The organism is Acidovorax sp. IB03 (genome assembly GCF_016406015.1).
Taxonomy (GTDB): Bacteria; Pseudomonadota; Gammaproteobacteria; order Burkholderiales; family Burkholderiaceae_C; genus Acidovorax; species Acidovorax temperans.
Window position 1 is genome coordinate 1 of record NZ_JAEFCH010000038.1, and the last position, 17922, is coordinate 17922.

Sequence of the window (17922 nt, forward strand, 5' to 3'; positions counted from 1 at the left end):
ATGGGGGCGCTGCAGGGCGTTTAAAGACTCATCACTAGCATTCGCTAGAAGAGCCTGAAATAAGGCTCTAGCGCTTGATGGATAAGCGCGAGAAGCTATCAAAATGATAGCTTTTGATGACTGCCAGCTGCACTGGCAAGCCGCAGCAGGCGTGAGGGGCGTTTCGCCCGATACTCTAGCCCCGCGCACATTCCCGCTGCTTTGCCATGACCGACTTGCTTGCCCCTGCCAACGAAGCCCCCACCCAGCTCACCTCTGCCAACCCTGCCGATTGGCCTGTAGCCCCTGGCTGGCAGCCGTTGGTGGATGAGTTTTTTGGTGGACCTGTGGGGCAAAAGCTGCTGGCTTTTTTGCAAAGCCGCATGGATGCAGGCGCCAGCATCTTCCCACCCCGCCCGCTGCGCGCGCTGGAACTGACCCCGCCCGATGCCGTGCGCGTGGTCATCCTGGGGCAAGACCCCTATCACGGGCGTGGGCAGGCCGAAGGGCTGGCCTTTTCGGTAGCGCCCGGCGTGCGCCTGCCGCCCTCGCTACAAAACATCTTCAAGGAAATGCAGCGCGATCTGGGCGTGCCGTTTCCGCCCTTTCCCAATCCTGGTGGCAGCCTGGTGAAGTGGGCGCAAAACGGGGTGCTGCTGCTCAACACCTGCCTCACCGTGGAAGAGGGGCAAGCTGCCAGCCACGCCGGCAAGGGCTGGGAGCTGCTGACCGATGCCGTCATCCGCCATGTGGCCGAAGGGGATCGCCCGGTGGTTTTCATGCTGTGGGGCTCGCACGCACAGTCCAAACGCGCCTTCATCCCGCAAGACCGGGGGCACCTCGTGCTCACATCCAACCACCCCTCGCCTCTGTCGGCCTTGCGGCCACCCGTGCCCTTCATTGGCAATGGCCATTTCGGCCATGCGCGCGCGTTCCGGGAGCGGAACCAGGGCTGAGGCGCTGCCCCACACCTTCACCGCGCTGGAGGGGGGCTTATTCCTCGGCCTTGGGTGCCAAGGGCGCCGCAGGCGACTCGCAGCCCGCAGCCTGCCCCAGCCCCTTGAGGTAGCTGCGCCGGATGGTGCCCGCTGTGATGGAGGCTTCCACCTCGCGGCTGTACTTCTCGGCGCCCGTCAGCTTGCGCACCCAGCTGCGCATGGGCACAACGTCTTCTGCTGCGCCTCTCACGGCGCCGATGGCTCCCTTCTTCGCTGCGCCCGCACCCCGCTCAATCAGACTGGGGTTGGTTGAGGTGGAAGGGGTGTCCAGATCGGCCCCCAGCACCGCATCCAGTGACCGCACCTGCTCTGCCAGCGCTTGGCAGCTGCGGTCGGTCGGCAGGGCGTAAGGGGCTTGGCGGGCTGCCGCCAGCTGCGGCGGAATGTTTGCCTTCACCAGATTCAGGTCTGACAGCGGAGGCGTGATGGCACGGCCCACCTCCGATGCTGTATCGGAAGACTGTGGCGCCCCATGCGCTGTGCCTGCGGCTGCCTTGGTGTTCTTGTCAGTCGGGTTGGCGGCACAGCCCCCGAGCAGCAGAACACAGGAAAGCGCCACGGGGTGGAGGGAGAGGGTTTTTCTCATGAGGGGAGGTCTTGCAACGTGTGCCAGCTCCAATGTGTGCTGGTTAGTCGCGGCGAGTGTAGGCCCGGTATGTTGTGCCTTGCCCCTCTTGATGGCATCCAATCGTAAACAGGTGTGACGATTTGCTCGGCGTGGCGGTGCTAGGTCGTTGGATCAGTTGGCGGCCTTGGCGCGATCCAGCAGCATCGCATCCCCATAACTAAAAAAGCGGTAGCGCTGTGCAATGGCGTGGCGGTACAGGCCCATGATGTGGGCGTAGCCCGCAAACGCGCTCACCAGCATCATCAAGGTGCTTTTGGGCAGGTGGAAGTTGGTGATCAGCACATCCACCATCTTGAAGCTGAACCCTGGGGTGATGAAGATGTTGGTGTCACCCGTGGTCTTGCCGCTTTGGGCCCACGATTCCAGCGTGCGCACGGTGGTGGTGCCCACAGCTACCACGCGGCCACCGCGCTGGCGGCAGCGCTCCAGGGCAGCCAGGGTGGCCAGGGGCACTTCGTACCACTCGCTGTGCATCTGGTGTTCGGCCAGGTTCTCCGTTTTGACCGGTTGGAAGGTGCCTGCGCCCACGTGCAGGGTGACGCTGGCGCGCTCGATGCCGCGCGACTGCAGCTCGGCCAGCACGCCTTCGTCAAAGTGCAGCGCGGCGGTGGGGGCAGCAACGGCGCCGGGGTTGCGGGCAAACACGGTTTGGTAGCGCTGGCTGTCTTCCGCCTCGTCAGGGTCGTGGTCGGTGTTTTGCTGGCGTTCGATGTAGGGCGGCAGCGGCAGGTGGCCGTGGCGGTCCATCAACTCCCACGGCGTCTCGCCTGCGGGGCCTTGCAAGGCAAAGCGGAACAGCGGGCCGTCTTCGGTAGGCCAGCGGCCCAGCAGCGTGGCATCAAAGCCGCCCGCGTGGCGGCCGCCGGCCATGTGCACTGTGCTGCCGGGCAGGGGCTTTTTGCTGACCTTCATGTGGGCTACCACTTCATTCCCTGCGCTTCCAGCTTCGGCGGGCAGGACGCGCTCGATCAGCAACTCCAGCTTGCCGCCACTGGCCTTCTCGCCAAAGATGCGGGCCTTGACGACGCGGGTGTCGTTGAAGACGAGCAGATCGCCCTCGCGCAGCAGGCCGGGCAGTTCACGGAAGATGCGGTCTGCGGGCGCCATGGCGCGGCCGTCGAGCAGGCGCGATGCGCTGCGCTCGGGGGCGGGGTGCTGTGCGATGAGTTCGGGGGGCAGCGAGAAGTCGAAGTCGCTGAGGGTGTAGGCGTGTGGTGCCAGGGGGGCGCCAGGGGCGGAGAGCGAAAGATCGGTCATGAGCTTGAGGGCCGAACGGGCCCGTGCCAAGTGAAAAAGGGCGCTATTGTCCCACGCCCCGATGCGCTCGGTGTGGCTGTTCAGCGGGCCACAGTGATCACCTGCGGCACGGGCACCTGGGCGTGCAGGCGGTGGATGTCTGCTGCCTGGGCCAGCGCCGTGCCGGGCGACAGCAAGGCGGCTGCCCCGGCAGCCACGCCCCAGCGCAGGGCCTCGGGGGGCGTGTCGCCACGTTCCAGCGCCCAGACCAAGGCCGCTAAAAAGCAATCGCCCGCCCCGGTGGTGCCGGTGGTGGCCGGCACCTCAAGCGCTGGTGCGTGCCATACGCCGTCGCGGTGGGCCAGCACCGCGCCTTGTTCGCCCATGGAAATGGCCACCGTGCTGGCAGCGCCTTGCTGCACCAGGGTGAAGGCGGCGTCACCGCATTCCTGCACGGTGTTCAGCGGCCGTTGCAGCAAGTCGCGCAACTCGCGCAGGCTGGGCTTGACGAGCGCCACTCCCCCTTCCAGCGCTGCCGCCAGCGCGGCGCCCGAGGTGTCGAGCGCAAGCGGTGTTCCTTGCTGTTGGGCTGCGTGGGCCAGTTGCGCATAAAAGTCGTGCGGCATTCCGGGCGGCAGGCTGCCGCTGGCGATGATCCACCGGGCGGGTTGCGAACCCGGCTCTGCGGTTGGCAGCAGGGCCTCTAGCAGGGCTTGAGATTGCGTGTGGTCCACCGTGGGGCCTGGCAGCACGAACCGAAACTCCTGGCCAGTGCGGGTCTCCAGCACCGACATGTTTTCACGGGTATCGCCAGCGATGGCGTGCATCTGGCATGCCACCCCTTCTTGCTGCAGCAGTGCTTGCAGTTGCGCGCCTGCAGGGCCGCCCACCAGGGCCCGTGCCTCTACTGCAGCGCCCAGGCGGTGCAAGACCCGGGCTACGTTGATGCCGCCCCCGCCCGGATAGCGCAGCACCGTACCGCACCGCAGCTTGTGGGTGGGCAGCACCTGCTCGGTGCTGGTGGCAATGTCCAGCGCGGGGTTGGGGGTGAGGGTCAGAAAAGAGGTCATGGCGCGGCGCGTGGGTGGCGTCAGGTGACTGGCCTTCGGCGGTGCAGCGGCGTGCCGAAGGCGCTGGGGTCAGGGCTGCCCGTGGGGGTTGCCAGGGGCGCTCTGGCAGGCCCGACCACAACTCGTTGAGGTCTGGAAACCGCCATTTGTCAGGGTCTTCGCGGGCGACGATTTTTTCGTTGCAGCCCGGTTCGGCAAGATTCACCACTTCAGGGGGGATGCGCAGGTCTGACTTGGTGGAGAAGAACACCTTCACGCGCGGCGAGGTGAGGGACTTTTCGCCTTGCTCTGTCACCACGCCAATGCGGCCGGATGACAGCCGCACGAGCGAGCCCACCGGGTAGATGCCGATGCTTTTGACGAAGGCCTGGAACAGGCGCGGGTCGAAGTGCCCCTTGGTCCACTCGGCCATGCGACGAATGGATTCGGAAGGATCCCAGCCGCTCTTGTAAGGGCGGTCAGACGTGATGGCGTCGTACACGTCACAGATGGCCGTCATGCGCGCGATCAGCGAGATCTGGTCGCCCTGCAGCCTGTCGGGGTAGCCTGTGCCGTCCATTTTTTCGTGGTGGTGCAGGCAGGCGTCAAGCACCGAGTCCTCGACATTGCCACCTTCCTTGAGCAGGTTGTAACCCTCGACCGGGTGGCTCTTGACCACCGCGAACTCGCTGTCTGTGAGCTTGCCAGGCTTGTTCAGAACGGGCAGCGGGATGGCGGCCTTGCCCAGGTCGTGCAGCAGGCCGGCCATGCCGGCGCTGCGGGTGTGTTCCTCGCTCAGGCCAATCTGCTTGGCCAGTGCCACCATCATGGCGCACACAGCCACCGAATGCATGTAGGTGTAGTCGTCGGCAGTTTTCAGGCGTGCCAGGCTGATGAGTGCGCCGGGGTTGCGTCTGACGGAGTCCGAAATCTCTTCCACCAGGCTTTGCGCGTTGGCCGCGTCCACCACCTTGCCCATGCGCGCTTCGTTGAACATCGAAACGACGGCGCGTTTGGATTCGCTGCAAATGGAGGCCGCCAGTTGGATTTCATCTTGCATCGACGTGGGTTCACGGCTCCGACGCGGCAGTACAGGGCGGGGCGGCTCTTGGATGACGATGGCTGGCATGTCTTCCAGCTGGGCAAACTCTGAATCGATCTGCAGGTCAGCCTCTTCGCGCGAGACGGACATCACCCCCGCCGCCACATCCAGCCCCTTGGAGGTGTCGATCCACACCTCATCGATCGCGGTGGCCTGGAGGCGCTCCAGATCCTTGGGGTCCTTCAGGACGAACTTTGCACGCCAGAACGGGTGCTCCATCCAGGAGCCGCAGAATTCGTGCAGGTACATGCCCAGGATGAGATTTTTGGTACTGATTCGCTTGAGCATGACAACTATCTAGAACGCAAACTGACGCAATCACAGGGGCCGGGGCTTTATCCATGTTAGCCTTTTCGCCCCGCTTCTCCCTCTCCATTGTCCTCCCGCTTTGAAGAAAATGCCCGCAGTTTCGAGGCCCGCTGCCCCGGCCGCCCCCAGCGCTGCCCAAAAAGCCTTGCAAAAGATGGGGCTGCGCCGCGATATCGACCTGGCTTTGCACCTGCCGCTGCGCTACGAGGACGAAACCCGCATCACCCCCTTGGCCAGCGCCCGCGACGGGCAGACGGTGCAGATTGAGGCCACGGTGACGGCCTGCGAAGTGCAGTTGCGCCCGCGCCGCCAGTTGCTGGTGCAGGTGGAAGACGCCACGGGCAGTTGCGAGCTGCGGTTTTTCAGTTTCTACCCCTCGCACCAGAAGACCATGGCGGTGGGCAATCGCCTGCGCATTCGGGGCGAGGTGAAGGGGGGCTTTTGGGGGCGGCAGATGCTGCACCCGGCGTTCCGGCTGGCGGGGGGCGAATTACCCACAGCCCTCACGCCCGTTTACCCCACCACCGCCGGGCTGCCTCAGCCCTACCTGCGGCGCGCCGTGGTCAGTGCCCTGGGGCGTGTGGATTTATCAGACACCCTGCCGCCGGGGGTGGAGCCTCCTCATGCCATGTATCAAGGCCAAAATGGCCTCCAGCGCTCGTGGGGATTGCGCGAGGCGCTCACTTTTTTGCATCACCCCACGCCGGATGTGGCCCTGTCCACCCTGGAAGACCACAGCCACCCCGCCTGGCAGCGCCTGAAAGCCGAGGAGTTGCTGGCGCAGCAGCTCTCGCAACACCAGTCCCGCCGTGAACGCGACCGGCTGCGCGCCCCGGTGCTGCGCCCCCAGCCTGCGCAAGATGGTGCGCTGCCCTTGCACGAACAGCTCATGGCCGTGCTGCCGTTCGACCTCACAGCCGCGCAGCGCCGCGTGGGGGAAGAAATCGCGGCCGACCTGGCCCGCCGCGTGCCCATGCACCGGTTGTTGCAGGGTGATGTGGGCTCGGGCAAAACCATCGTCTCGGCCCTGGCCGCCTGCCTGGCCATGGATGCGGGCTGGCAATGCGCGCTGATGGCGCCCACCGAAATCCTGGCCGAGCAGCACTTCGCCAAAATGATCGGCTGGCTCGAACCCCTGCTGGCCGCCCGCGGCCGCAAGGTGGCCTGGCTGGTGGGCAGGCAAAAGAAAAAGGATCGCACCGTCATGCTGGAAATGGTGGCCAGCGGCGAGGCCGCGCTGGTCGTGGGCACCCACGCCGTGATCCAGGAACAGGTGCAGTTCAAGAATCTGGCCCTGGCCATCATTGACGAGCAACACCGATTTGGCGTGGCGCAGCGGCTGGCCTTGCGGCAAAAACTGGCGGCGCACGGTATGGAGCCGCACATGCTCATGATGAGCGCCACGCCCATTCCGCGCACACTGGCGATGAGCTACTACGCCGACCTGGATGTGTCGGTCATCGACGAGTTGCCGCCGGGCCGCACACCCATCGTCACCAAGCTCATTGCTGACAGCCGCAAGGATGAAGTGATCGAACGCATCGGTGCTCAGGTCGAAGCCGGGCGGCAGGTGTACTGGGTGTGCCCGCTGATTGAAGAAAGCGAGGCGCTGGACCTCTCCAACGCCACCGCCACGCACGCCGATTTGAGCGAGGCCCTGCCCGGCGTGATGGTGGGCCTGCTGCACTCGCGCATGCCCACGGCAGAGAAGAAGGCCGTGATGCAGCTTTTTTCCAGCGGCCAGATGGGCGTGCTGGTGAGTACCACCGTGATCGAAGTGGGGGTGGACGTGCCCAATGCCTCGCTCATGGTCATCGAACACGCCGAGCGTTTTGGTCTGAGCCAGTTGCACCAGTTGCGCGGGCGGGTGGGGCGGGGCGCGGCGGCATCGGCCTGCGTGCTGCTGTATTCCACCAACGACAGCGGCCGCGTGGGCGAAACCGCCAAGGAACGCCTGCGCGCCATGGCCGAGACCAACGATGGCTTCGAGATCGCCCGGCGCGACCTGGAAATTCGTGGCCCCGGCGAGTTTCTGGGCGCGCGCCAGTCGGGCGATGCGCTGTTGCGATTTGCTGATTTGGCAACCGATACCCACCTGCTGGAATGGGCGCGCGAACTGGCGCCCCAGATGCTTGATCGCTACCCTGAATTGGCTGCCAAACACGTGGCGCGCTGGTTGGGGGGAAAATCGGACTATCTCAAAGCATGAGACCCCGCCCAGCCCCACGCTGACGCGGCCCGCAGGAACACACCATGACCCTCACCGAACTCAAGTACATCGTGGCCGTGGCGCGCGAAAAGCACTTTGGCCACGCGGCCGATGCCTGCTATGTCTCGCAGCCCACGCTCTCGGTGGCCGTCAAGAAGCTGGAAGAAGAGCTGGATGTGAAGCTCTTTGAACGCAGCGCCGGCGAGGTCACGGTGACTCCGCTGGGTGAGGAGATCGTGCGCCAGGCCCAAAGCGTGCTGGAGCAGGCGGCGGCCATCAAGGAAATCGCCAAGCGCGGTAAAGACCCGCTGGCCGGGCCGCTGACGCTGGGCGTGATCTACACCATCGGCCCCTACCTGCTGCCCGAGCTGGTGCGCCAGTCCATCAAGCGCACCCCGCAGATGCCGCTGATGCTGCAGGAGAACTTCACCGTCAAGCTGCTGGAGATGCTGCGCACCGGCGAGATCGACTGCGCCATCCTGGCTGAGCCCTTCCCCGACACCGGGCTGGCCATAGCCCCACTGTACGACGAGCCCTTCATGGCGGCCGTGCCCAGCACGCACCCGCTGGCATCCAAGAAGTCCGTCACGGCGGCCGAGTTGAAGAACGAAACCATGCTGCTGCTGGGCGCAGGCCATTGCTTTCGCGACCATGTGCTGGAGGTGTGCCCCGAGTTCGCCCGCTTTGCCAGCAACGCCGAGGGCATCCGCAAGTCGTTCGAGGGCTCGTCGCTGGAGACTATCAAGCACATGGTGGCCGCAGGCATGGGCGTGACGCTGGTGCCCCGCCTGTCGGTGCCACGCGACGCCCTGCACACGGCGGCGCGCCGCCGCAAGAGCGACGAGAGCTACATCCGCTACCTGCCCATCGAAGAAAAAGACGGCAGCCCCCCGCCCATGCGCCGGGTGGTGCTGGCATGGCGGCGCAGTTTCACGCGCTATGAGGCCATTGCCGCCCTGCGCAACGCCATTTACGCCTGCGAATTGCCGGGTGTGACGCGTCTGTCCTGAACGTGGGCTGCCCAGGCGGTGGCCCTGCTGCAGCGGCAGGGCAAACGAAATATTTTGTTACTCGCGCCCTGTCGTTGGGCGGGGCTACACTCGCGCCGCGCTGGCAAAGCATGCCTGGCGTTTGCAATGTTTTTGCATTTCTTCCTCTTCCCGTCCCTGCCGTCGCCGTCCGCATGGCGGCGGTAAGTCCGTGACCGCTCCAAAAGAAAGGTTCCCATGAAGAAGCTTTGGCTTTCCGCCACGTTGGTGGCGGCCCTGTCGGCCTGCACTTCCATGCCACCCGCCGCATCCCAGGCCGGCGGCACCATCAAGAAGCCCGAAATGGACCGCATCGCTGCGGCACCTGCTGCCATGTCTGGCACGGCCGCATCGGGCAGTTTCAGCCAGTTCCTGGCGCTGTCGGCCCAAATGCAGCCCGAACTGGCGCCCGCCGTCGCGGCGTACGAGCGCAAGGCCACGCTGCAGGGCGATGACCTCGTCAACATCAGCCGCCTGCTGGGCCTGCACAACCGCCTGAAGAACCAGGCTGCCGTGATCGACGCCACCGCGCGCATGGTGTCCATCCCCACGGTGCGCTCCGACAAGGTGCCGCCGCACGAAGACAAGCACATCATCGCGTTTGGCGCGCTGGTGGAAGGCATGGCCAAGGAGTTTGGTCTGCAATACCGCAACGTGGACAACCGCGTGTTTGAGGTGAAGCTGCCCGGCAGCGGCCCCGACGAGTTCGGCATCCTGACCCATGCCGACGTGGTGCCTGTGGTGGCCGACGAATGGGTGCTGGACGACGGCACCAAACTCGACCCCTTCAAGCTGACCCGCGTGGGCGGCAACCTGTATGGCCGGGGCTCCATCGACGACAAAGGCTCCATCGCCACCGTGCTGTACGCCATGAAGGCCGTGAAGGAAAGCGGCCTGCCACTGGCCCGCACCATCCGCCTCATGATCGAAACCACCGAAGAAACCGGTGGCGACGCGATGAAGTACTACCGCGCCAAGACCACCCTGCCCGAGTACAACATCGTGCTCGACAGCAAGTACCCGGCCGTGGTGGCAGAAAAGGGATCGGGTGCGCTGCGCACCACCTTTGCACTGGGTGCCGCTTCGGGCAACCAGCCCACCATCGTGGCCATGGCGGGTGCTGCATCGGCCAACGCGGTGCCCCAGACAGCCACCGCCCGCCTGCGCGGCGGCGATGTGGACGCTGTGAGCCGCCAGTTGAACGCTGCCAAGGACGCCTTTGTCGGCAAATACACCGGCCAGGGCGGCAAGTTCAGCATCGACGTGACGCGTGACGGCGCAGATGTGCTGGTCAAGGTCACGGGTGCCTCGGCCCACGGCTCGCGCCCCGAAGAAGGCGTGAACCCGCTGCCGCGCCTGGCGCTGTTCCTGCAGCAATCGGGTGTGGCGTTGGCGGCCAATGGCTATGCCCAGGTCGCGCGCTACATCGCCGACCTGTATGGCGTGGATTACCTGGGCCGCACCCTGGGCCTGGCTTACAGCGACGACTTCATGGGCCCGCTGACCCTGTCGCCCAACCTGATTCGTGAAAAAGACGGCAAGGTCGATGTACTGGTGAACGTGCGCATGCCGCGTGGCAAAACGCCAGAGGCACTGTCTCAGGCCACCACCGAGCGCGTCAAGGCTTGGGGTGCCCAGGCTGGCGTCGCGGTGGAGGTGGAGCACAAACAGGGCAACTGGATGGCGCGCGACCCCAAGGGCGCGTGGCTGGCCACCTTGCTCAACACCTTTGGCGACACCACCGGCCTGCCCGCGCAGCCTGTGCCCACCGCCGGCAGCACCACCGCCAAGCTGATGCCCAACGCCATCAACTTTGGCCCTGCCATGCCCGGCAAGAAGTACACGGCCCACAACGCCAAGGAGTTCAAGGAAGTGGCGGACCTGGATGCAGACATGCAGATGTTCACCGAGATGCTGGTGCGCATTGGCAACCTGCAGCAAATGCAGTGAGCCTGGCCAGGCTGCTGGCCCGGCTTTTCACCGTTTGCTTGACCCAGACGCACTGCATCGGCAACGGATGACATCCACTGTCGGTGACTTGCGCTACAGTGTTTCAGGGCCCCGCGCCCGGCCTTCGGGACTGCATGGCGCGGGGTGTTTCATGTTTTCAGCACGAAAGGACCATCCATGGCCAAGCCAAGCAAAGCAGTGATCGGCAAGACCTCTGCTCCCAGCATCAACATCGGCATCAGCGACAAGGACCGCGCTGCCATCGCCCAGGGCCTGTCGCGCCTGCTGGCCGACACCTACACCCTGTACCTCACCACCCACAACTTCCACTGGAATGTGACGGGCCCCATGTTCAACACGCTGCACACCATGTTCATGGCGCAGTACACCGAGCTGTGGAACGCGGTGGATCCGATCGCCGAGCGCATCCGCTCGCTGGGCCATGTGGCCCCAGGCTCGTATGCCGAGTTTGGCAAGCTGGCCACCGTGCCTGACGCCCCCGCCAAGCCGCCCAAGGCACTGGACATGGTGCGCGTGCTGGTCGAAGGCCATGAAGCCGTGGCCCGCACCGCCCGCAGCCTGTTCCCCCTGGCCGACAAGGCCAGCGACGAGCCTACGGCCGACTTGCTCACCCAGCGCCTGACGGTGCACGAGCAAACCGCCTGGATGCTGCGCTCGTTGCTTGAAGAGTGACAACCGGCTTTCTGCGCGCGCCGTTCTTCCTTTGTGGTGCAGGGCGCCGCAGAATTGCGCCTTGTCCTACACGGCGCGGCCCCTTCGCCTGCACATGATGCGGGTTTGGCAATGCGCGCTGCCCTGGCGTCGCATGGCAGACCAACCCCCTGTGATGTATGCGAATCCTGTACGTTGAAGACAATCCAGAGCTGCGCGAAACCATTGGCATGCTGATGGAAGGCGAAGGCCGTACGGTGACGTCCTGCGCCTCTGCCGAAGAGGCCCTGGTGCTGGATGCCGGCCATCCCTTCGACGTACTGGTCACCGATGTGAGCCTGCCCGGTATGTCAGGAACCGATCTGGCCCGCCGGTTGCTGGCGGACGATCCGCTGCGCTGGGTGGTGTTGTGCTCAGGCTATGAACTGGGTAGCCAGCCGGGCAGCTGGGGGCCGAATGTGCGCACCCTGCTCAAACCGTTCGAGCTGGAAGAGCTGGAGCAACTGCTGGGTGGCATCCATACGGCCCTGGCTTCGGTCTCTACCTGATCCCTGCCGCGTGGCGGCATTTGTCGCTCACCATGCGTCTTTTCCCTTCACTGCATTCGCCCGCACGGCCCTTCCGGCGCCTGGATGGCTCGGGCTGTCGTAGCCCAACGGCGTCAGGCGACGGCGCTTCGTGCGGGGGCGTGGCGGGGCAACGTCACCCGGAAGGTCGTGACGTTGTCTTGTGACTTGGCCTCGATGGCACCTCGGTGCGCCCGCACGATCTGGTGCGCAATGAAAAGCCCCAGGCCCAGCCCCTGGTGGCGCCCTGGTTCGCGTTCGCCCCCGCGAAACGCGTCGAACAGATGGGGCATCAGTTCGGGCGGGATGGTGCCACCGTTCGAAACCGTGATGCTCACGGTCTCTGGAAGGTTGCCATCAGCGCAAATGCGCACCGGCTGGTCTGCGCTGCCATGGTGCAGTGCGTTGCCGACCAGGTTGGTGACCACCTGGCATAGCCGCTCGGTGTCCCAAGTGCCCGCGAGGTCGCCTTCCAGGATGGATTCGATGCCGCGTTCGGGGTGGCTGGTGGCTGCTTCGTCCAGGGTGCGCTGCACCACGGTCTGCATGTGGGCGGGGCTCAGTTGCAGCGCCAGCCCGCCTGCCTGGCGGATGCGGGTCACGTCCAGCAGGTCTTCGATCATGAGGGCCATGCGCTGGCTTGAGCGCAGCACCCGGTCCACCATCAGGGCTGCCTTGTCGGGCGGCGGCTGGCGCTTGAGCACGGTGGCCGCCGCGACGATGGACTGCAGCGGGGTGCGCAGGTCGTGGCTCAGCACGGCCATGAACATCTCGTTGATGCGCAACGCCTCGGTGCGCGCGCGCAGCTCGTGCGCCAGCGCCTGCTTGCGCCGGTGCAGTTCAAAGAACACGCCCGCCTTGTTGGTGAGCATGTGCGGGTCGATGGGTTTGTACAGAAAGTCCACCGCCCCGCTCTCGTACCCCCGGAACTGCCAGTTCTGCTCGCGCGAGCCCGCCGTCATGAAGATGAGTGGGATGTGTCGGGTGCGTTCGCTGCCCCGGATCAGCTCCGCCAGCTCAAAACCATTCATCTCGGGCATCTGCACGTCCAGCAACGCCAGGGCCACATCGTCGTGGGCCAGCAGCAGTTCCAGGGCCTCGGGGCCCGACTGGGCCTTGAGGATGTCCAGCCCGTCACGCTGCAGCAGCGCCTCCAGGGCGATGAGGTTTTCCTCGACATCGTCAACGAGCAGGCATTTGGTGCGGTCGGTCTGGGGCATGGGCGGTGGGGAGGGTGGGTGGGGTTCTCAAAAAGGGACGCATGTGCCCGGATCAAAGCAACTGGCGCTGGTGCAGGTCCGCCAGCAGCCTTGCGATGCCTTCCGGGGGCAGGATGTGGTCCACCGCCAGGGCCGCGATGGCTGCCTGCGGTATGGTGGGCATGCTGGCACTGGCGGGGTCTTGCACGATGGTGAGGCCGCCCGCCGCCTGAATGGCCTGCAGGCCGTGCACGCCGTCTTCGTTGGCGCCCGACAGCAGAATGCCCACCAGCCGGGGGCCGTAGTGGTCTGCCGCCGATTCGAACAGCACGTCGATGGAGGGGCGCGAAAAATGCAGGGGAGGGTCCACCGACAGCCCCACATGCGGGCCCTGGGGCCCCGCATCAACCAGCAGGTGATAGTCCGGTGGCGCAAAGCTCACCGAGCCTGGCGTGATGGCGTCTTTGTCGTGCGCCTCGCGCAGCGGCAGGGCGCAGCGGGGCTGAAAAATTTCCACCAGCAGGCTGCGCCGGTCCCGGGGCAGGTGCAGCACCACGAGCACCGCCGCCTGCAGTGTGGCGGGCAGCGCAGGCAGCAGCTCCAGCAAGGCATCGATACCGCCGGCAGAGCCGCCCACCACGATGGCTGCGTAGCCCCGGGAAGGTGTGGGTCTGGGGGCGAGGTGTTGGGTGCTCACAGCCCTGCCTTTTTGCGGTAGATGCGGTCCTGCGGCACGAAGTCGTCGAACGCATCGGTGTGCGCCGAAAACCGCAGCGACTCCTTGGAGCCTAGGCCCAGAAAGCCCCGGTGGCACAGCGACTCGCGGAACAGCCCCAGGGCGCGGTTCTGCAGGTCGCGCTCGAAGTAGATGAGCACATTGCGGCACGACACCAGATGGACTTCGGCGAACACGCTGTCGGTGGCCAGGCTGTGGTCGGAGAACACCATGTGCTCGCGCAGCCCCTTGTCGAACACCACGCGGCCATAGGCTGCCGCGTAGTAGTCCGACAAGGAGCTGCGGGCGCCGGAGCGCGCATGGTTCTCGGTGAAAGCTGCCACCCGCGACACGTCGAACACGCCCGACTCGGCGGCGCGCAGCGCATGCGGGTTGATATCGGTGGCGTAGATCAGGGTGCGGTCCAGCAGGCCTTCTTCCTGCAGCAGGATGGCCAGCGAATACACCTCTTCCCCCGCGCTGCACCCGGCCACCCAGACCTTGAGCGAGGGGTAGGTGCGTAGCAGCGGCACCACCTCATGGCGCAGCGCCTGGAAGTAGCTGGGGTCGCGGAACATGTCGCTCACCTGCACGGTGAGGTATTCGAGCAGCGCAGGGAACACGGCGGGCTCGTGCAGCACGCGGTCCTGCAGCTGTGACAGCGTCTTGCAGTCAAACTGCACCAGCGCCGACGCCAGCCGCCGCTTGAGCGACGCCTGCGCGTAGCCCCGGAAGTCGTAGTGGTAGCGGTGGTAGATGGCGTCGATCAGCAGGCGCTGCTCGATGTCTGCGGTGCGGGCCTTGCGGTGCGGCATAGAGGGGCCTACTTGGGCATCCACACCCGCACGAGGGACAGCAGCTTCTCCACGTCCAGCGGCTTGGCGATGTAGTCGTTGGCCCCGGCGGCCAGGCATTTTTCCTGGTCGTCCTTCATGGCCTTGGCGGTCAGCGCGATGATGGGCAGGCGGCGCCACTCGGGGCGGCTGCGGATCTCGCGCATGGCGGTGTAGCCGTCCATCTCCGGCATCATGATGTCCATCAGCACCAGGTCAATGGCGGGCTGGCCGCCGCTGCCGGCCCGCTCCAGCGCCTGCAGGGCCTCCAGGCCGTTGCGCGCAATCTCCACGCGGATGCCGGTGGGCTCCAGGATGCTGGAGAGCGCAAACACGTTGCGCACATCGTCTTCCACCACCAGCACGTTGCGGCCTTCCAGGGCGGTCTCGCGGTTGCGGGCCACCTGCAGCATCTGCCGGTGCTCGGCCGACAGCTCAGACTCCACCTGGTGCAGGAACAGCGTGACCTCGTCCAGCAGCCGCTCGGGGGAGCGGGCGTCCTTGATGATGATGGACTTGGAGAACCTGCGCAGCTGCTGCTCCTCGTCGCGCGACAGGGCGCGGCCTGTGTACACGATGACGGGCGGGAAGGAGACGCCGTCCTGCTCCGTCATTTGCTGCAGCAGTTCGTAGCCGCTCAGGTCGGGCAGATTCAGGTCCATCACCATGCAGTCGAAGGTGGAGCCGCGCAGGTGCGCCAGCGCCTCGGCTGCCGTGCCGGCGCCCACGATCTCCACGTCGTCGTTGGTGAGCAAGTGGCGCACGCTCTCGCGCTGGCGCTCGTCGTCTTCCACCACCAGCACGCGCCGCAGGTTCTGGGTGAACTTGGCTTCCAGCCGCTGCAGGGCGTGCACCAGTTCATCGCGTTTGACGGGCTTGAGGGCATAGCCCACGGCTCCCCGGCCCAGGGCCTCTTGTGAGTAGTCGGCCACCGAAACCACATGCACCGGAATGTGGCGCGTGGCCGGGTTGCGCTTGAGCTGGTCGAGCACGCCCAGGCCCGAGAAGTCGGGCAGGTTCACGTCCAGCACGATGGCGCTGGGCAGGCTGTGCATTGCGTAGGCCAGGCCGTCGGCCGCGTTGTGGGCCAGGTGGCAGTCAAAGTCCATCTCCCGCGCCAGATCGCTCAGGATCTGCGCAAAGCGCACGTCGTCTTCGATCACCAGGATGCTGCGCGCGCCCGCACGGCGCGGGGCTGCGGGAGCAACTGGGGCCGCCACGGGTGGCAATGCCGGGGCCGAAGGAGCCGGTGCGACGACCGGTGCCGCCGCGCGGGCTGGAGCAGGTGCCGCCAGCGGCACTGCGGGTTCTGCTTCCGGCGATGGGGGCACCAGCTTCTGTGGCAGCACCAGGGTGAAGACGCTGCCTTCGCCCGGCGTGCTCTGCACGTGGATGGACCCGCCCAGCAGGTGCGCCAGGTCGCGCGAGATCGACAGGCCCAGGCCCGTGCCGCCGTACTTGCGGTGCGTGCTGCCATCGGCCTGGCGGAAGGCTTCGAAAATCAGCTCCTGCTGGTGCGCCGGGATGCCGATGCCCGTGTCCTTGACGGCAAACGACAGGGTGTCGTCCGGGTTGCGCGACACATGCAGCGCCACCGAGCCCTTTTCGGTGAACTTGAGCGCGTTGGAAAGCAGGTTCTTCAGCACCTGCCCCAGGCGCTGCGGGTCGGTGTCCAGCGTGGCCGGTACGTCGGGTGCAACAGTGGCTGTGAGCGTCAGGCCCTTTTCTTGCGCCAGCGGGCGCAGCGGGTCGATCAGGGTTTGCAGGGCCTTGGACAGCGTCACCGTTTCCACCGACACCGTGGCCTGGCCGGCCTCGATCTTGGACAGGTCGAGGATGTCGTTGATCAGGGCCAGCAGGTCGTTGCCCGCTGCGTAGATGGTCTGCGCGTACTTCACCTGGTCGGGGCTCAGGTTGCCCGGCTTGTTGTCTGCCAACAGCTTGGCCAGGATCAGGGTGGAGTTGAGCGGCGTGCGCAGCTCGTGGCTCATGTTGGCCAGGAACTCGCTCTTGTACTGGCTGGCCAGCTCCAGCTCGCGGGCCTTGTCCGTCATGGCGCTTTGGGCGCGCAGCAGTTGCTCGCGCTGGTATTCCAGCTGCTGGGTCTGGGCCTCCAGGTGGGCGTTGGTCTGCTCCAGCTCGGTCTGCTGCACCTCCATCTGGGCCTGCGACTCTTGCAGGATGCGGCTTTGCTGCTCCAGCTCTTCGTTGCTCACACGCAGTTCTTCTTGCTGGGTCTGCAGTTCTTCGGACTGGCGCTGCGTCTCCTCCAGCAAGTTCTGCAGGCGGTTGCGGTCGATGCCGGAGCGGATGGCCACCGCCAGCAGTTCCGAGGCGCGCTCCATCAGCGTCCGCTCGGTCTCGGTCACCGGGCGGTTGAAGCCGAGTTCGATGACGGCATACACCTGCCCATGCTCCACGGCGGGCGCGACCAGCAGCTCGGCGGCGCTGGCCTGCCCCGTGGCGGACGACACCGGCAGGTAGCCCGCGGGCACATCGCGCACATGCATCAGCTCGCGCGACCGGGCGGCCTGGCCGACCAGCCCTTCGCCCACAAGCAGGGTCTCGGCCAGCCGCTCCCGCGGCAGCGCGTAGCCGCCGAACAATGCGAAGCCCGCGCCGTCCTGCACCACGTACCCGGCCCCGACCTGGGCGCGCAGGTAGCCTGCCAGGTACTCCAGCGCGATCTGTCCGATTTCTTCGAGCCGGTGGCCGCCATGGATGCGCTGACCCAGGCCCGTCAGGCCCGTCGAAATCCACGACTGCATGGACTTGGCCCGGTACTCCCGCGCCGTCACGCCGGCCGAAATGCAGATCAGCACCAGCAGAACCAGCGAGCCGGCGCCGGAATAAAGGTTGGCGTTGGTGGCCGCGGCCACCCACTGCTCGCGGCGGGTCTCCAGCTGCAGGTTCTGCTGCGTGCGCAGGCTCTCCGCCACCTCGCGCAGCTGGTCCATGATCTGCTGGCCCGCACCGCTTTGCACCAGCGTCATCGCGCCCACGCCGTCACCGGCCTTGCGCAGGGCAATGGTTTCGGTGAGCTCGCGCAGCTTCTGCTGCGTGAGGGCTTCGAGCTGCTCGACCAGCTGGAGGTGCGCTGGGTAGTCCGCCGCGCTGGCCTTGAGGTCCGTCAGGTGCTTGTGCAGCGAGGTCACGGCCGCGTCAAAGGGCTTGAGGTACGAGAGATCGCTCGTCAGCAGGTAGCCGCGCTGGCCCGTTTCCGCATCCTTGATGGCCTGCGTAAACCGATTGAGATGGCGCATGGCCAGGGTGGTGCGGTCCATGGCCCGAACGGCCTCAGTGCGGGTTTCGGCCGACCGGAAATTGACGAGCCCGATCACCAGTGTGGCCACGGCAGCCAGGATGAAGCCCGCCATCAGCGTGCGGGGGATGGCGAAGCGGGTGGCCGCCTGGGGGCTCGGGGTGCGGGTCATGCGGTGCGGTGGGTG

The 17922-nt window shown here is 66.0% G+C and carries 13 protein-coding genes and 1 pseudogene; 6 read left to right on the top strand and 8 right to left on the bottom strand.

Annotation, left to right across the window (positions count from 1 at the left end; genetic code table 11):
* Window positions 1-206 precede the first annotated feature (206 nt).
* Window positions 207-935 (top strand): uracil-DNA glycosylase, encoded by a 729-nt coding sequence (locus IHV84_RS16660; RefSeq protein ID WP_198847697.1) that lies wholly within the window; start codon window positions 207-209, stop codon window positions 933-935.
* A 37-nt stretch (window positions 936-972) separates the two neighbouring features.
* Here IHV84_RS16660 and IHV84_RS16665 read toward each other — a convergent pair whose 3' ends face one another.
* From IHV84_RS16665 to IHV84_RS16680, 4 genes and pseudogenes are all read right to left on the bottom strand, one after another.
* Window positions 973-1563, bottom strand: a complete 591-nt coding sequence (locus tag IHV84_RS16665; protein ID WP_198847698.1) for a hypothetical protein — start codon at window positions 1561-1563, stop codon at window positions 973-975.
* Between the two features lie 153 nt (window positions 1564-1716).
* On the bottom strand, window positions 1717-2862 hold the full coding sequence (queA, locus tag IHV84_RS16670) for a tRNA preQ1(34) S-adenosylmethionine ribosyltransferase-isomerase QueA (RefSeq protein ID WP_198847699.1): 1146 nt from the start codon (window positions 2860-2862) through the stop codon (window positions 1717-1719).
* An 80-nt stretch (window positions 2863-2942) separates the two neighbouring features.
* Entirely contained in the window at window positions 2943-3911 is a 969-nt protein-coding gene (locus IHV84_RS16675; protein ID WP_198847700.1) for a 1-phosphofructokinase family hexose kinase, read from the bottom strand.
* 91 nt (window positions 3912-4002) lie between these two features.
* A pseudogene (locus IHV84_RS16680) lies at window positions 4003-5280 on the bottom strand (HD-GYP domain-containing protein); the annotation flags it as partial.
* A gap of 109 nt (window positions 5281-5389) precedes the next feature.
* Between IHV84_RS16680 and recG the strand changes: the two are divergent.
* From recG to IHV84_RS16705, 5 genes are all read left to right on the top strand, one after another.
* The gene (recG, locus tag IHV84_RS16685; protein WP_198847701.1) at window positions 5390-7510 is read left to right on the top strand and encodes an ATP-dependent DNA helicase RecG; all 2121 of its coding nucleotides are present in this window, start codon (window positions 5390-5392) and stop codon (window positions 7508-7510) included.
* Window positions 7511-7554: 44 nt separating this feature from the next.
* Complete coding sequence (locus tag IHV84_RS16690; RefSeq protein WP_198847702.1) at window positions 7555-8520, top strand: LysR substrate-binding domain-containing protein; 966 nt, start codon at window positions 7555-7557, stop codon at window positions 8518-8520.
* A 216-nt stretch (window positions 8521-8736) separates the two neighbouring features.
* A complete protein-coding gene (locus IHV84_RS16695) occupies window positions 8737-10488 on the top strand; it encodes a dipeptidase (protein ID WP_198847703.1) in 1752 nt (583 codons plus the stop codon).
* A gap of 177 nt (window positions 10489-10665) precedes the next feature.
* Window positions 10666-11181 (top strand): Dps family protein, encoded by a 516-nt coding sequence (locus IHV84_RS16700; RefSeq protein ID WP_044396586.1) that lies wholly within the window; start codon window positions 10666-10668, stop codon window positions 11179-11181.
* Between the two features lie 158 nt (window positions 11182-11339).
* Complete coding sequence (locus tag IHV84_RS16705) at window positions 11340-11708, top strand: response regulator (protein ID WP_198847704.1); 369 nt, start codon at window positions 11340-11342, stop codon at window positions 11706-11708.
* A gap of 113 nt (window positions 11709-11821) precedes the next feature.
* On the opposite strand, the gene IHV84_RS16710 is transcribed toward IHV84_RS16705, so the two are convergent.
* The 4 genes from IHV84_RS16710 to IHV84_RS16725 are packed head-to-tail and all read right to left on the bottom strand — an operon-like array spanning window position 11822 to window position 17907.
* On the bottom strand, window positions 11822-12946 hold the full coding sequence (locus IHV84_RS16710) for a hybrid sensor histidine kinase/response regulator (RefSeq protein ID WP_198847705.1): 1125 nt from the start codon (window positions 12944-12946) through the stop codon (window positions 11822-11824).
* 52 nt (window positions 12947-12998) lie between these two features.
* Complete coding sequence (locus IHV84_RS16715) at window positions 12999-13622, bottom strand: chemotaxis protein CheB (RefSeq protein WP_198847706.1); 624 nt, start codon at window positions 13620-13622, stop codon at window positions 12999-13001.
* Window positions 13619-14455 carry a protein-glutamate O-methyltransferase CheR gene (locus IHV84_RS16720; RefSeq protein WP_198847707.1) on the bottom strand — a complete coding sequence of 279 codons (837 nt, stop codon included), beginning with the start codon at window positions 14453-14455 and terminating at the stop codon, window positions 13619-13621. Before IHV84_RS16720 ends, IHV84_RS16715 begins: the two co-directional genes overlap by 4 nt.
* Window positions 14456-14463: 8 nt before the next feature.
* A complete protein-coding gene (locus IHV84_RS16725) occupies window positions 14464-17907 on the bottom strand; it encodes a response regulator (protein ID WP_198847708.1) in 3444 nt (1147 codons plus the stop codon).
* Between the last annotated feature and the right edge of the window lie 15 nt (window positions 17908-17922).

Coding starts and splice junctions, on each gene's coding strand:
- IHV84_RS16660 (WP_198847697.1), top strand. CDS start 207: ATGACCGACTTGCTTGCCCCTGCCAACGAAGCCCCCACCCAGCTCACC.
- IHV84_RS16665 (WP_198847698.1), bottom strand. CDS start 1,563: ATGAGAAAAACCCTCTCCCTCCACCCCGTGGCGCTTTCCTGTGTTCTG.
- queA (WP_198847699.1), bottom strand. CDS start 2,862: ATGACCGATCTTTCGCTCTCCGCCCCTGGCGCCCCCCTGGCACCACAC.
- IHV84_RS16675 (WP_198847700.1), bottom strand. CDS start 3,911: ATGACCTCTTTTCTGACCCTCACCCCCAACCCCGCGCTGGACATTGCC.
- recG (WP_198847701.1), top strand. CDS start 5,390: ATGCCCGCAGTTTCGAGGCCCGCTGCCCCGGCCGCCCCCAGCGCTGCC.
- IHV84_RS16690 (WP_198847702.1), top strand. CDS start 7,555: ATGACCCTCACCGAACTCAAGTACATCGTGGCCGTGGCGCGCGAAAAG.
- IHV84_RS16695 (WP_198847703.1), top strand. CDS start 8,737: ATGAAGAAGCTTTGGCTTTCCGCCACGTTGGTGGCGGCCCTGTCGGCC.
- IHV84_RS16700 (WP_044396586.1), top strand. CDS start 10,666: ATGGCCAAGCCAAGCAAAGCAGTGATCGGCAAGACCTCTGCTCCCAGC.
- IHV84_RS16705 (WP_198847704.1), top strand. CDS start 11,340: ATGCGAATCCTGTACGTTGAAGACAATCCAGAGCTGCGCGAAACCATT.
- IHV84_RS16710 (WP_198847705.1), bottom strand. CDS start 12,946: ATGCCCCAGACCGACCGCACCAAATGCCTGCTCGTTGACGATGTCGAG.
- IHV84_RS16720 (WP_198847707.1), bottom strand. CDS start 14,455: ATGCCGCACCGCAAGGCCCGCACCGCAGACATCGAGCAGCGCCTGCTG.
- IHV84_RS16725 (WP_198847708.1), bottom strand. CDS start 17,907: ATGACCCGCACCCCGAGCCCCCAGGCGGCCACCCGCTTCGCCATCCCC.